At 36.1% G+C, this 15,139-nt stretch carries 11 protein-coding genes and 1 riboswitch; of the genes, 3 read left to right on the plus strand and 8 right to left on the minus strand.

Features of this window, described 5'->3' with window-relative positions; genetic code table 11:
- Positions 1-5 precede the first annotated feature (5 nt).
- Positions 6-1,142, minus strand: coding sequence for an FIST signal transduction protein (locus MHH98_RS18735; protein ID WP_038179789.1), 1,137 nt, complete (start codon positions 1,140-1,142; stop codon positions 6-8).
- Between the two features lie 208 nt (positions 1,143-1,350).
- Here MHH98_RS18735 and MHH98_RS18740 point away from each other — a divergent pair, with 208 nt between their 5' ends.
- Complete coding sequence (locus tag MHH98_RS18740) at positions 1,351-2,487, plus strand: MFS transporter (RefSeq protein WP_038179797.1); 1,137 nt, start codon at positions 1,351-1,353, stop codon at positions 2,485-2,487.
- Between the two features lie 125 nt (positions 2,488-2,612).
- On the opposite strand, the gene MHH98_RS18745 is transcribed toward MHH98_RS18740, so the two are convergent.
- From MHH98_RS18745 to MHH98_RS18770, 6 genes are all read right to left on the minus strand, one after another.
- Positions 2,613-3,404, minus strand: a complete 792-nt coding sequence (locus tag MHH98_RS18745; protein ID WP_340713557.1) for a TatD family hydrolase — start codon at positions 3,402-3,404, stop codon at positions 2,613-2,615.
- 2 nt (positions 3,405-3,406) lie between these two features.
- On the minus strand, positions 3,407-4,153 hold the full coding sequence (locus tag MHH98_RS18750; protein ID WP_076034138.1) for an ABC transporter ATP-binding protein: 747 nt from the start codon (positions 4,151-4,153) through the stop codon (positions 3,407-3,409).
- A 5-nt stretch (positions 4,154-4,158) separates the two neighbouring features.
- On the minus strand, positions 4,159-4,911 hold the full coding sequence (locus tag MHH98_RS18755; protein WP_340713385.1) for an ABC transporter permease: 753 nt from the start codon (positions 4,909-4,911) through the stop codon (positions 4,159-4,161).
- Complete coding sequence (locus MHH98_RS18760; RefSeq protein WP_038179803.1) at positions 4,911-5,201, minus strand: thiamine-binding protein; 291 nt, start codon at positions 5,199-5,201, stop codon at positions 4,911-4,913. Before MHH98_RS18760 ends, MHH98_RS18755 begins: the two co-directional genes overlap by 1 nt.
- A gap of 13 nt (positions 5,202-5,214) precedes the next feature.
- Entirely contained in the window at positions 5,215-6,207 is a 993-nt protein-coding gene (locus tag MHH98_RS18765) for an ABC transporter substrate-binding protein (RefSeq protein ID WP_340713387.1), read from the minus strand.
- Positions 6,208-6,311: 104 nt separating this feature from the next.
- Positions 6,312-6,421, minus strand: a riboswitch (TPP riboswitch).
- 277 nt (positions 6,422-6,698) lie between these two features.
- Positions 6,699-8,162 (minus strand): hypothetical protein, encoded by a 1,464-nt coding sequence (locus tag MHH98_RS18770; RefSeq protein ID WP_235175675.1) that lies wholly within the window; start codon positions 8,160-8,162, stop codon positions 6,699-6,701.
- Positions 8,163-8,325: 163 nt separating this feature from the next.
- Between MHH98_RS18770 and MHH98_RS18775 the strand changes: the two genes are divergently transcribed.
- Positions 8,326-8,631 carry a hypothetical protein gene (locus MHH98_RS18775; protein WP_143691099.1) on the plus strand — a complete coding sequence of 102 codons (306 nt, stop codon included), beginning with the start codon at positions 8,326-8,328 and terminating at the stop codon, positions 8,629-8,631.
- Positions 8,632-8,809: 178 nt separating this feature from the next.
- On the opposite strand, the gene MHH98_RS18780 is transcribed toward MHH98_RS18775, so the two are convergent.
- On the minus strand, positions 8,810-13,198 hold the full coding sequence (locus tag MHH98_RS18780) for a S8 family serine peptidase (RefSeq protein ID WP_340713389.1): 4,389 nt from the start codon (positions 13,196-13,198) through the stop codon (positions 8,810-8,812).
- 1,716 nt (positions 13,199-14,914) lie between these two features.
- Between MHH98_RS18780 and sda the strand changes: the two genes are divergently transcribed.
- Positions 14,915-14,992, plus strand: coding sequence for a sporulation histidine kinase inhibitor Sda (sda, locus tag MHH98_RS22175; protein ID WP_412104674.1), 78 nt, complete (start codon positions 14,915-14,917; stop codon positions 14,990-14,992).
- The last annotated feature ends 147 nt before the right edge of the window (positions 14,993-15,139 follow it).

The following is a 15,139-nucleotide window of genomic DNA, read 5'->3' on the forward strand; positions in this document are numbered from 1 at the left end:
CGCTCCTATCTTTTCTTCCCTAAACCTAAAAGTACTAGTGTTTGATTAACAAGCGATTTGTTAAATTGTTCTCCATAACTGCAGAATCCACCTAAGTTTGGCAATTTCTCAAGTTCTCGATTTAATTCTTGGAATAGACCATGACTTTGAAATTGTAGTTTTCTTAGAATGCAGTTAAAGGCTAATACGCCCTCTAATTCAGTAAACTCGGACTTGAAAGTATGTAATGTTTGTTGTAAAGTTTCAACTGGGTTTTTTGGTTCTAAAATCTCAACAATCGAATCTTGGAAAACTTGGCAATAAAATTGGATTGCTCCATTCGGTAGTATTTGGAATGGTGATGCGATGAAAATTTCATTGTTAAATCTTCTGCCGAGTGGGTTTGTCATAAAATATTGATCTAGTTCATTTTCTTTTACGCCTAATCGATTTGCATAGATTGTTGTTGCCTTTTTTCCATCGAATTCATAGACAATGCGTTGCTCAGTATCAGCTTTAGTAATTTTCATCGATTTTCCTGTACTAGTGAAAATATTCTCCTTTAGCATGACAAAATCTACAGTCGGTTTCATAAAGATGACTACGCCACCTTTACTTGATACCTCTCCGTTTAAACTAATGAAGGTTTCAATGAATTTTGCATCATCTCCAGCAGTTGCGCCAAATACAGGGAACCCCTCATGTGGGAAGATTGAATTGACGATTGATAGCATCTTTTCTTCTGCAGCAATTAATCCATTCGGAAATACTAATGCTACCCCTTCTTTTTCAAGTGTTTGGCTGTTAAGATTAATACCTATATGTTTTGCTGAGGAAATTAGATCATTACGAGAAAATATAGGGTATTTCGAAATATCGTTCATCAAAACCGTACTTATTTGTCCAATACTTTTTGCAAAGCTCATTGCTACGAGGCCATTTTCTAAGAAGCCAGATGGCCCAATTTCACCTGTCGTCGTTAAGCCGACGACTTCACAATTTGGATATTGTGCATTAAATAGTGCTGTTACTTCTTGAAATGAATGTGTAGTACTTGTGAAAAATAATAGTAATGAAGGTTCGGTATGTAGTTTACTTGTAACTTCTTTAACTGCCTCTACGGTATTTTTTTGCTTCGTAGAATTGGAGCGTATTAATTCCATAGTAACACCTCTAGTTTATCTTGATAGTTAGTTTGAATTACTTTCAATTATTTAAAATGGTTCTTTTTTACAATCTATTATAGCATGTACAAGGATAATTTAATTACTTATTTTCCCTTTTATTTTTTCTCTAAATTCAAGAAAATTTGGGTGATTAGCTTTGATAGGCTATAATATATAAATAATTTAATTGTTGGAGAGGTTTTACATGAAAAAATTTATATATGTCATTGTGTTCTTTTCGTTCTTCGATTTGTTTACACAACTACCTGTCATGAGTACATTTGCTGAATCGCTTGGAGCATCGGCCTTTATAACAGGTTTGGCGGTTGGTATGTATTCATTGTCTAATACATTTGGTAACATCATTTCAGGGTTTTTAACGGATCGCAGAGGTCCATATAAAATCTTGATAGCGGGATTATTCACTACTGGTCTAGCTTTGTTGCTTTATACGTTCGCTGATGCACCGATCATGCTCTTAGTTGTTCGCTTTATCCACGGCTTAGTTGCGGGTTTAATCGTTCCAGCAGCATTTACTTTTTTAGCAAATGAAACTGAACAAGAAAAACGTGGTAAGAGTAGTGCTATATCAGGAGCATTTGTAGGTATTGCTGCCATTACTGGCCCTGCATTTAGTGGTATTTTAGCTAGTCGGACAAGCGTGCCATTTGTTTTTAACATTACTGCTGCATGCATGCTAGTGCTCGCTTTTCTATCCATCTTTATCTTAAAATCAACTCAAGTAAAAAAAGATTCATCGACTAGTACCCACGTTCCTATTCGGGCGTTCTTCAAAAATGCAGGCACACTTAAAGCCTTTATAGGCGCATTTTTCCTTATGTTTTCTCAAGGAGCTATCGCTTATTTATTACCTTTAAAGGTACAAGAATTAGGTTTTGATTCACGTTTGAGCGGAACTTTAATGAGTACATTTGGCATTGTTGCTGTTCTTGTATTCTTACTACCGACTAATAGAATTTTCGATAGAGTCAAGCCGATCAAAACATTAGCACTTGGTATTAGCTTGATGGGATTAAGCCAACTATTAATTAGCCAGGCAGATTCAAATACATTACTTTATATTGCAATGGCTTGTTATGGCTTTGGGTTTGCCTTCTTATTCCCTTCATTAAATTCGTTACTGATTGATTCGACAACAGTTGAAGTTCGAGGCAAGGCTTATGGTTACTTCTATGCGTTCTTCTCATTAGGAGTAGTTGCGGGATCTTCCCTTTTAGGTTGGTTGTCACTTGGAATCACAGGCGGCTTTATTTTTACAGGAATCCTATTACTGTGCTTTGCTGGTGTTACATTATTAGATCGGAAAACTGCTTTAGCTTGAGATTCAGCCAGAGATTTAAATATCTCTGGCTTTTTTTGTGGAAATTATTGCTGAATTTCTTATTAATCTCAATATCAAAAAACTCCCCTTTGCCCAAAGACAAAGAGGAGTTTATTTTGATTAAGTCAAACTTTTAGAAATGGACTTGAATACTTCAACCGGTAAAATTTCTGTGTATTTTCATATAGCTTAGTAGAAACTTCTTCAAATGACAGCTGTTTAATCGAAGCAAGCTTCTCAATAGATGCTCTTATCATGATTGGGTGTGTCATCTTACCAGAGAAAGTCCCTTCAAACGGCCAGGGTCCATCTGTTTCAACCATCATTTGCTCTAATGGATAATGCTTTACGAGCTGCTGAATTTCCTTTTCATACAATACATCAGGTGTTATGGAGATAAAATATCCATTTTTAATCATCCGTTTGACTACTTGTGTATCCCCTTTAAACCAATGAAAATGTGCAGCAGTTACATTATATTTTTCTAATAAACCACAAACTATGTGCGCATCTTCATATACAGCATGCAAAATAATCGGCTTATCCATTTCTGCTGCAAGTGCTATGAACTTTTCTAGTAAGTCGATATATGGTTGATATAGGAGTTCTTTTTCTTGCTTTAAATAATAAGGAAGCCCTACTTCACCAATTGCAACCATTTCATCGTGATGCGCTCTTATCCATTCAAATAATTGAGCTTGCTCACTTTCTCCCAACATTACTTGTTCAGGGTGAAAGCCAAATGCAGGTAGAATGCGCTTATCATTTCGAGCTAATTTTAAATTGACCTTACTTGATGATAAGTCAGTAGATACTGCTATTAGGTGTGTCACATTAAATTGAGCCATTTCTTTTAAAATTATCTTTCGTTGTTCTTCATTGTATTGATCAAAATGGATATGAGCATCGATTATCAGCTTCACTCACCTACCTCAATTTCATCCTTCAACATATTAAAAAGTTTCTGTTTGAGTTGGAAGAATTCATTTGTATTTAAGAGACTTTCCTCTCTCGGTCTTGCAAAGGGAACTTTTATCTCTTCTTTTATAGTGGCTGGGCGCTTCGTTAGTATATAAATTCTATCTGCTAAAAAGATTGCCTCTTCAATGCTATGCGTGACGAATAGCACTGACTTTCGATTTTCTTCCCATACTGATAGAAGCCATTTTTGCATTTCAATTCTAGTAAATTCATCTAACGCTGAAAATGGCTCATCTAGGCATAATAAATTTTGTTTACTGAGTAACGCTCTTATAAAAGCTACGCGTTGCTTCATACCACCTGATAATTCAATTGGGTAGGATTTCTTAAATTCTCGTAACCCTACTTTTTCTAGCCATTCACTAGCTTCTTCATAATTTGGTTTACCTGATAATTCTTGCATCAGTACGACATTTTCAATGACGGTTCTCCATGGGAAAAGAGATGGTTGCTGAGGCATATAGCCGATTAAGCCTTTTTGTCCATGAATGATTTTGTCATTCAAAGAAATAGTTCCTTCATCTGGCGTAGCCATTCCACCTATTAAATTGAAAATGGTGCTCTTCCCACTCCCTGAAGGCCCCAGTAATGCAACAAATTCTCCTTCTTCTACATGTATAGAAATATCATGCAAAACCTGTGTTGTACCAAAAGACTTTTCGATATGATCCATTTTAAGTAACATTGTATTCACCTCTCCAGTTTGCCTTTAATTACTAATCTTTCAACCACACGTAGCAAACCAAATACGATGACACTTAATAGCATGATGGTGAAAATAGCTACAAACACACGATCTGTACGGAACGAGGATTGAGATAATGTCATGTATACGCCAATCCCTTTTTTTGCACCTAGCCATTCCGAAATGACTGCCCCCATGACACTATAAGTCGCAGAGATTTTCAATCCCGAAAATAAGGATGGAAGTGAATGTGGCAATTCTAGTTTCCAAAATAATTGGCTTTTCGATGCTCCCGCCATTTCCATATAGTACTTGAGCTCAGGAGCGGTATTTTTAAAGCCATCTAATGCAGCTACAACGATTGGGAAAAAGCAGACTAAACTTATAATGATTAGTTTTGGTAATAATCCAAAGCCAAACCAAATAATTAACAGCGGTGCTAAAACAATGATTGGAATATTTTGCGATAGAATTAGTAACGGATAAACAAGTTTCTGAACTTTCGGCATCATATGTAGGGAGACCGCTATGATAAACCCAACTAAGCTTCCAATTGTAAGTCCTAATATTGCTAACTGAGTTGTTGATAAAATATCGGTTGAAAAAGTAGGAATTGCTTTAATCGCTTCTGAAAAAATAGCTGTAGGTGCAGGTAATAACCAACCCGGTACTTCTTTTAATTGAACAATCAATTCCCAACTACATAAAATGAAAAGGAGCAAAAAAATCGCTCCTCCTTTTTCACGTATCCATTTCATTATCTGTATTTCTCCGTTAATGTACCTAGTTCGATACCAGATGGTTGGTAAAGCATTTTCACTTGAGTGATGACGTTAACGCTACCTAGTTCAATCATCTTTTCATTCATCACACGAATGATGTCTAGCAGTTCAGAAAGTTCACCTTCCATTGTTGTTTCAAGCGGATGCACTTCATAGTTCACACCAGCATCGTCGATAATTTTGATAGCTGCATCTACAAAAGGAATAACATCCTCGTATGTTTTTGTTTTTGGAATGATTTGTACACTGATTAATGAATTAGCCATTTATTTCTCCTCCTTATTGTGGTAAAAATTCGTTTGTGAACGCATTTTCAGGTTCGAATTTACCTTCTAATACGTTATTTTCACTCATCCAATTTGCATAGTTTTCCCAAACTTCAAGTTTCTGCTCTCCCCATTGTCTTGCATCATCTTGATATTTGTCAGCTAGCCATTGTTGGCTTTTCTTAACTAACTCTGCATCTAATTCTGGGGCAGCTTTTAGTAAAATATCTGCAGCAGTTTCTGGATCTTTTATAGCGAATTCATATCCTTGTGAAGTTGCTTTAGTAAATGCCTTCACTGTATCTGGATTACTTTGGATCATTTTTTCGTTAGTTGTAAGAACTGGAGTATAGTAATCTAGTTTGTCACTATAGTCTGTTAAATAGAGCATATTTATTTTTTCTCCACGCAGTTCCGCTTCGACACCTGTCCATGCATAGTAAATCCATGCAAAATCTACATCTTTTTTGACCATTGTAAAGAAGTCTGCATCTCCAGCGTTGATAATGTCTAGCTTCTTACTATCTGCATTCTCGATTTTCATAAGAGAATCAAGTACAGCTTTTTCGATTGGAGAACCCCAACCACCATAAGTCTTACCTTCGAAATCTTTTGGTGATTTAATATTTTTATCTATTGGGGAAGCAAAGCCCGATGTATTGTGTTGAATAATAGCTGCAATTGAGACTAGTGGAACTCCTTGGACTCTTGCTTGCGTAATCGATTCTTGCGCTGTAATACCGAATTCGGCTTTTCCTGAAGCGACTAGTTGATCTGCTCCTGTTTCACCTGGTTGAATGATTTCTACATCCAAGCCTTGATCTTTAAAAAAACCTTTTTCTTTTGCTACATACAAACCAGAATGATTTGTATTTGGTGTCCAATCTAAAACGACAGTTACTTTTGTTAATTCGTTTTTTGAGTCGTTGTCACTTCCTTTTGACTCATTTGATTGGCAACCTACTAAAGCGAATAATGCTACAAGGAGCAGCATACATTTTTTCATTTCCCTTGCCTCCATCTATATTATTTTGACAAGTTCCATGCAAAAAGAAAAACGCCCGGAACTATTCCGGACGTTAACATACACTCTAAAATTCAATGATACTCGAGATTTTAGCTGATGTTCCCTCCGCTGGTGTTAACCAGATCAGGTTCTAAGGGTCAGCATCTATCGGATACATTCTCAGCTGGCAACACCAGCCCCCCCACATTCTTGCACATATGAACTTTTCTCATCTATTATATCAAAAAAACAAAAGATTCCAATATTTATTTGGAAACGATTGTTTTTGGGTTTTGGAATTTGGTGGTTTCTCTTGGGATTGTTGTGTGTAGTTGGTGGTTTGTTGCTCTGTCTTGGGCGTTTATTGCGCTAACTCTGATGTTTGTTGCACTAACTCTGGTGTTTGTTGCGCTAACTCCAGTGTTTGTTATTTAGCAGAATATTCACGTCCTAAGTACTCTCTAATTGCTAACTACAATTTTATTAATAGATTATTTCGTTGGCAAATCTGCACCGAAAATCGAAACAGTTTGGCGATCTGGAACGAATCCATGTCCATTCCATTTTAATATTGTTTCTACATAACCCAAACCATCTGCATGGTATCTACCTGCGATTTTTTGGTACGCCAAAAATTCATAGTTGCCGTCCCTTGCGTAATCTATAGGATAGAATCCGCTAATTGGATCGACCCACCCTTGTATCGGTTCTTTAAGTGTACCGTCTGTATTATAAATTTCAGATAAGTATACTTTTCCTTTATATGTTAGATCTAAGATATATTTTTTCGCTGGATAGGAGCTAGTTACACTTGCTTTGTAATTATCGAGATAATTAACTTCATATTTTGAAAGTTCATTGTATGCTTCTGAGTCAAATACTTGGCGCATTTCCCCATTCACATATGTAAATATATATGCGAATATAATGCCGCCACTACCCCCTGAATCAATGACAACTAAAATGTCATCTACATGATTTCCTGTGTAATCCCCAAGCGATATAGTGGGGTTATAACCTGCATTTTCTTTTAACGGGATTTGTTCATAAAAATTCGTTCTTTCATTAAAAACAACTAAAGTAATGTTCTTTAAATACGGACTTCCTTCGGTTTTCTCACCAGTTAGAAGAATTGTATCAATTAAGCCATCTCCTGTGACATCACCTCTTTTTTTAACGATGACGGTTTGAGCGACCACTTGATGTTGCTTCAACTGATTTAAAATTTGTCTTCTTTTTTCTAGTAGGGTTTCTTTAGATGGATATGGTGAATTAAATGACAACGTTTTATCAATTGATGTAAGTGCCTGATCTAAATCTCCCGACTTCATCTGAGCATCTGATAAATAGTACCAATAAAAGGGATAATCATTATTCTTTAATAGATTCTTATAGTATGCTTCTACTTTTTTGAAATAATATGGGTAAACATCTTTTGCCTTTACAAATCCCTTACCATTAAAACGATAGACAGCTATTTTATAGGCCTCACCCGTATCATGAACCCAGAGAGCTAGCTCATATTTACCATCCGAACCTTCCGTACTTGGCATATCCTCTACTTGCAATTTACTATAGACCATATTATTAGTTGGTATATGGACAATACCTTTATTTGTCCATTGCAGTAGGTCTAACTTCGACCAAATACTACCTATTTGCCAACCCACAATTAAAGTATTAATACTATTATTTACTAATGGCACTGCTATTAAATTCGTTATTCCATATCCGCTTCCTTTAATGTCTGCTATCGGAACCCATTCATTATGTTGTTTCTTTAATATCTTAATATAATTTCGACCTTGATAATTGTAGGCTCCGATTAATTCTTCAATATGATCTCCATCTATATCTGCTAGCAGTATCGCCGGCTTTTTTTCAGGTTGATGCAATTCTAAAATGGTTGCCGTTGAAGGTAAAAACCTCATCAGTATATCTGCATATTCTTTCAATATCTCCCCACCTTTCAATCAATTATATGCATGCTTCTTTTAGATAATTTGCATCTTTATTGCACTTCTAAAGCGTTTTCACCTCTGAGGCATAATAATATCCCCTGACTCAATTGAATCAGGGGATGCTATATAGTCGTATTAATATATGTGAAATCTATGTGTGCATGACTATCCTCGTTCTATTTTTATTACCAGCGGTTTCCGCGTTGAATTGGATGCCATGGATGCCACGGGTTCCATGGATTCCATTGTTGCCACGGAAACCAAGGTTGCCATGGATTCCATTGTTGCCAATGATGTCCCGGATGCCAGTTTTGACCGTGGTGCCAGTCGTTTCCTTGGTGCCACATGTTACCTTGGTTCCATTGCTGCCCACGCCAAAAATTTGAACTTTCGTTTTGCCACTGTCCTCCTTGAAAAGGTTGAACCATTCAATTTCACTCCTTTTTCTTTTCATTCTTTGTAAGATATGTATAAGGACACAAAATGGTCCGAAATAGTGATTAAAAAAAAGAGTTTCCTCTTTATTTTTGACTTTTTTAAAATTTTCAAAAAGATGTTATCACTCCAGCAAGATCAATTTTCAGAAAGATGCTAAAAACCCCCTTCTCAAAAGAGATAGGGGGTTCAATACTCAATAGCGTTTATTTCTCAACATTGATATACAGTTTACCCTTCGCTTCTTGACGTGTTTCATTTTTGAAATTGTCAACAGCTTTTACTTCGATTACTGCTCCTTTAGCTACTGTTCCTGATGGTACTGTCCAATAGCCTACGTAATGACCGTTTGCTTGTTCTGACATAGGAAGCTCAGTCGCATTTTGAATTTGTCCATTAACATTTGTTAGCGGCATATGGATGACGAAAGTAGCTTTTAATCCTGCTGCACTATCAAATTCAATTTTAACACTTTTCCCTGTTTCCAAATTAAGGTCTTCTACTGGTGTTAAATTTTCAATGACTGGTGCATCGTAATTTGCTGTGATGCTAATTTTCTTTGTTACTTTATTGTTCGCTTTATCGCTAGCTACTACTTTAATTTCATTTACACCATTGTCGAGAAGAATACGTTTTGAATATTTTCCGTTGACCACAGGTGCGTCTTTTCCATTTACACGGACCCAATCTAGATTCGCATCATCGACAGTACCTTCAACTGTTACTGACTCACGATTTGTTTTATCCCCGTCAAGCGGACTTTCGATTTTCAGTTCAGGTTTCATCGTGTCTAATACAACAGTGACAGCTTCCGATTCCCCTATTACTCGCTCATCAAGAGTTGCTACTGCTACGAATTCATTTGAACCCTCTGATAATTTAGCATCGATTGAGAATTTACCATCTGCTCCAACGACTGCCGTTCCAACCTCTTGATCATTTTGTTTTAATTTAATCGTTGTTGTCGGTGAAGCTGTTCCTTCGATTTTTGTTGATGCTTCATTTGTCACTGATTTTGTTGCTGGTGAAGTTATAACTGGCCCCTGTACTTCATAACTTACACGAGCACGAATCATGTAGTTACCTTCTTCAGCAGGTGATGGTGACCAAGCATCGGAAACACCTTGGTAGCTACGTCCCGCATTTTCTCCGCTTTCATCTGTTGCAAGTCCAGGTGTATTCGGACTAGCAAACGTTTGACGATATACCATGTAGAAATCGCCTTTTACAATAATATTGTGATCACTTAAATCAACAACTGTCCAATCACCATTACGTAGAGCTGTTGCATCAATCGGCCCCGCAATTTTCTTACCAGGTGATCCATCAGCTCCAGTCGCGTCCCACACTTCAACTGCGAATGCAGTACCACCTGGAACTGGCCATTCAGTGTCCCAGAATCGGAATACGCCATCAGTTACAATGCCGTTTTCCTTTCCTTCAGGAAGAGACATTTTCACCGCCCAAGCGTTTCCAGCTGCATTAAATGCACGTGCATTTTCAGGAGTACCATCATCATAGCCAATTTCGCCACCCGGATAAGTGTAGAAAGGTTTTAACTCAATATCTTGAGTCGTAGCTTGTTGGCCAATTTTAATAGTTGTTTCTTGGCTATAGAAGCCACGAGCAACAACTTTTAATGTGTAGTCTCCTTCATATGCAGTCAATGAATAGTTACCTTTTGCGTCTGTAGTAACTGGCGTAATATTGGCATCTTCAACTAGTAAGATAGTTGCTCCTGCTACGCCTTCACCTGTTGATTTGTCAGTGATTTTACCACTCACTGTATTTTGTGCAACTTCATTCAATGTGAAGTTTGCAGTTGCCATGCCATCTGCTTCGATCGAAACAGATTGCTGTTTAGATGTGAACCCATAAGCTTCTGCTTTCGCAGTGAATGTTCCGGCACCATGTGTTAATGAATATGAACCATCAGCAGGATTTGAATACACTGAACGGCCAGATTCAAGAATACTTACTTGAGCACCTAAAGGTAAAAGCGTTGGATTCACAATAGCTTCTTCTACCGATGGTTTTTCTTTTGTAGGCAATACCGGACGAATAGTCTTAGGATCAACCCACTCTTTCATAGCTTCTTTATCTTTATCTTTTCCTACATTTCCTTTGTTACTGCTATTTTTATCGCTAGCGTTATTAGATTTATTGCCATTTACATTTTTGTTTTTGTCCTTATCTTTAGACACTTTACCTGTTTGTGAGACATCCACTAACCCGATATCATCAATATACCAACCTTCTTTATTAACACTTCCATCAGAGAAAGCATTAAAACCAATGTAGATGCGTTGACCTGCATAAGCTGATAAGTCAACTTCTGCATTTTTCCAACCGTTTGAAGCACCTTGAACCATCATTACTTGTGTCCACTCTTCTCTATCTGTTGAGACAAAGACATGTCCATAATCCCAAGCTCTTCCCGATGTAGATTCCTCGAAGTTATGCCATTGTTTGAACTGTAAATAAGAATGGCCTTGTGGTAAATCAACTGGAGGCATCACGAGTGTTGCGTTCATTTGGCTGTCATAGTTACCAGCTAAATTTGTAGCATACACTTTTTCACCAGATGCAGCTTTTCCTGGACCAGACGTTGGTGTTCCCCACTCCCAGCTGTTTTTATTGCCAAACGAAGTCCAGCCAGTAGGTTGTTTTTCTAGGTTTTCAAAGTACCCTACTGTGATACCAGGTTTTACTTGTACTACATATTCTTCACTATTCACTTCGTTATTACCGAAGTCATTGACTGTCCACTTGTACTTGAATGAATCTACTTTAATCGCTTCACCAGGAATCGTTACACCGAACTCCCCTGATTTATAATCGCCTGATTTATGAGTTGCAGTAATTGCTTTCCAAGCACCATTAACGTCTTTGTAATTTAAGATAACAGATGAAACACTAATGTTATCTGTTACTGAAGCTGTCAAATCTAAATCCATCCCTGCAAATGCTTCTACAGGACTTTTATGTTTTAGTACTGGCGCTTCATTGTCATCACCTTGTTTTGTCACTTGACCTTTTAACGTACCTAGACCAGTAATTATTGAAGAAACTGCTGCCTGAGCATCTACTAATCCATAACCATAGCCATGATTTGGTGTTTGTGGATATTCAGAGTCAGTTAATGGAATTGCTGTATCAAGTAGAATTTGTTCCATTTCATCAACTGTTAAGTTCGCATTTACTTGACGAAGAAGAGCTAATACCCCTGATACCGCTGGGCCAGCCATCGATGTTCCATTCCAGCCACCTTCATAGCCACTACCTGGAACAGTTGATCGAATGTTCACACCAGGTGCTGAAATGTCTGGCTTGATTTGATCATATGGCGATGGTCCACGAAGTGAGAAACTTCCTACTTTGTTATTAATATCAGTTGCCCCAGTTGCAAATGCCTCTGGGTAATTAGCTGGTGCAGCAACAGAACCCGGTCCACCTGGATTCGTTCTCGTTGTGTTACCTGCCGAGAATTCAGGGAAAATTTCTGCAGCACGCCAATTGAGCACTACATCTCGGTACCATTCATCAAGACCTGGACCACCACCCCAAGAGTTATTCACAATATCAGGAGCCATATCAACACGTGCATTTCCATTAGCATCAGTTGGCGCTAGAATCCATTGTGCCGCTGCCAATAGATCCGCATCTGTACCACCTTCTGATGTAAATGCTTTGACCGCAATGTATTTCGCACCAGGTGCAACCCCAACTTGGTTAGATCCATTTGGTTCACTACCAACCATTGTTCCTGTTACGTGTGTACCATGTCCAATATCATCATACGGAGTGGTGCGTCCAACAGTTGCATCAAACCAGTTGAAGTCATGTGAAACTTGTCCATTAGATGCATTAAAACCACGATATTTTTGCTTTAATGCCGGGTGATCCCATTGCACACCAGTATCAATACTTGCTACCACTGTTCCTGTTCCATCAATTCCTTTTGCCCAAACTTGAGGTGCTTTAACACGTTCAACGTTCCACTCAACATTTGCAGTTTTTGATTTAGGTGCAGGAGTCTCTTTTGTCTTTGTTGTAAATAATTGACGTTTTTCATTTGGTAATACTTTTTCTACTTCTGCAAATGTCGCCACTTTTTCAGCAATCTCTTTTGTTGCCGTAACAGCCATCCCATTAACGATATAGTAAGATGTGATATCTTTTGCATTCCCTTTTTTCTCTTCTTGTTCAAGGAATTCTTTGACTGTTTCTTGTGATTCAAGTGAAGTTGCCTTTAAATCAGATACAACTGCAGATCGTTGAGCGAGCTTAGCTTGATGGGCCGTCATTTTATCTGCCTTTGCGTTTTTCTTCGCTTCATTAGCTACTTTATTTGCAGTAGATTTTTCCTTGAATTTGATAAGGAATGTTACCTTGTCATCATCTTTAAAATTATTGAGTAATCGATCGCTTAACTTGTCTTTCACGAGAGTTGTGTTAGAACTTGAATCTCTGAAAGATTGATGAAGCTTATCAGTCGTTTTTGCACTAGCAACATTTGGAGCGACTAAAGAAAATGCCATGAGTACAGATGCAGCGATGCTAAATGCTTTGACAGAACTACTTTTTTTCCTCATTTTCATTCCTCCCCTAATTTTATAAAGATATTTGTTTTTTGTTAGAAGCTGATAGCCTTTTTAAGTCACCAAAAAAAGACCAAAGAAAAACACCTTTGCCTCCTTTCCCAAACAGACATTTAGGTAAACAGAATCAATGGTGCTAAATATCAATCTCTAGTTGTAACTACAACTATATAAGATTACAATTCAAATTTTTGTCATTTTTTATCGATTTTTTTCTCCATTTTTATAAATAATAGTAATTTACTATTAGATTACAGGTCTTAAGTCCTCGAAAAATCATTTCAATGCTTTGTAGCTATTTATAAAAAGTGCGTAGAAATGTTGATGTAACAATATTTCTACGCATTTAATATATTTATGTTAAATTTATTAGATTTTCAGATTAATTGTAAAATGCCTAAATACACCTATAAAATAAAAAAGAGGGCAATATGTCTGTTAAATTTCAAAATCAATGAATAGTACTAAATAATTATCTCTATTTTTAATTTCGTTGTCTTTTCACTGTATATTAATTCCACATAAACTCTTGATAATAAAGAGTTATCACTACATTTTCATCCAAATCCATAAGGTCTTTATTTGCTTATTTTCATATTCATTAAAATTTGAAACATCAATTTATGCATTGCATTTTCAAAGGACTAATATCCTAACCACAATAAAATGAAAGGATAGCCTTAAAAACAAGCAATCCTATTTTTTTATCTAGGAATGCTAAAAAAAGATATAAGAACTCATTCAAAATTTATGTACAGATAATTTATAGATGAGGTAAGAGTCGATATTTATTTAATGGATAAACTCTACATTTGAAAAGACTCTTTATTTATTAAATGGATCATTTATTAATGATTTTCATGATATTTTTAAAAAAGAATGGGGATAATGCAATAAAAAACCCCCTAATTTTTAGATTAGGAGATTGTTTTAATACTGATTTCTTTACAATAACTTTAATTTGTTGAAACCTTAATTAAGCATGTCTATTACTCTGTAATTTTATTCAAGTAAACATTTTTCAATTGGTTTAATACTGGTAAAAAATAACCTCTTTCAACGTTTTAAAAAATAAATTAAAATCGACAGAATTTTACGAAAATTAATGTTATTTGAACCTTAATAGGAATGGATATGTAGGTTTAATGCCTAAAAACAATGACTGTTGAGGAAAACATAAAAACCTTTATGCTAAAACCTTAAATTTTGTAATATTATGACTATTAATTATACTGAACATCTAAATTAATTATTAGCAGAATATTCACGTCTTACTATTAGTGAATTCTAGCGCTCAGCTAATTTGAGAACGTTTAATAACTCTATTTTCATGATTAAAAATTCCATTTAAGTTGTCAATTCAACTCGAAATACCAACGAAAAGCTGACAATTCAGAAAAATGTTTCGACAAATTTTAATTGTCTAGACAACTGTGGATAACTTTATGCACACTATACACACCGGCACTTCTATATTCCCCCAATATATCCATAAGTTAATCACAAATTATCCACCAAAACCTGTGGATAAAGGGGTGGTTGTTTTGAGCAAAGCAATTTGCTACATTATTTATAGCAAAGTTAACTATCAATATATTCCATCTTATTTTGATTTAGAACTAGACTCACAAAAATATGGAGGTGAACTAATTCGTGAGTAAATTATCAGACGATTTACTGATTAAAGCTTATGTTACGGCAACTACTAGCATGTTAAACCCAGAATTTATTTACTTATTAAAAATTGAAATTATGCGTCGCTCTCTAATTAAAAAAGTCCCGTGTTAAACTAATACAGCATTATAAAAATGTTGCGTTAGCTTTACTTATTCTTAATAGTCATTTCAATATAAGTAGCTATTTATTTCTTCGTTTGAACACCAAGTTAAATTAGAGATCCTTTTAAAGATCGTCATATATTTCAACTTTTAGATA

Origin of the sequence: Viridibacillus sp. FSL H8-0110 (assembly GCF_038003565.1) — a bacterium.
In the GTDB taxonomy this organism is placed as follows: domain Bacteria; phylum Bacillota; class Bacilli; order Bacillales_A; family Planococcaceae; genus Viridibacillus; species Viridibacillus arenosi.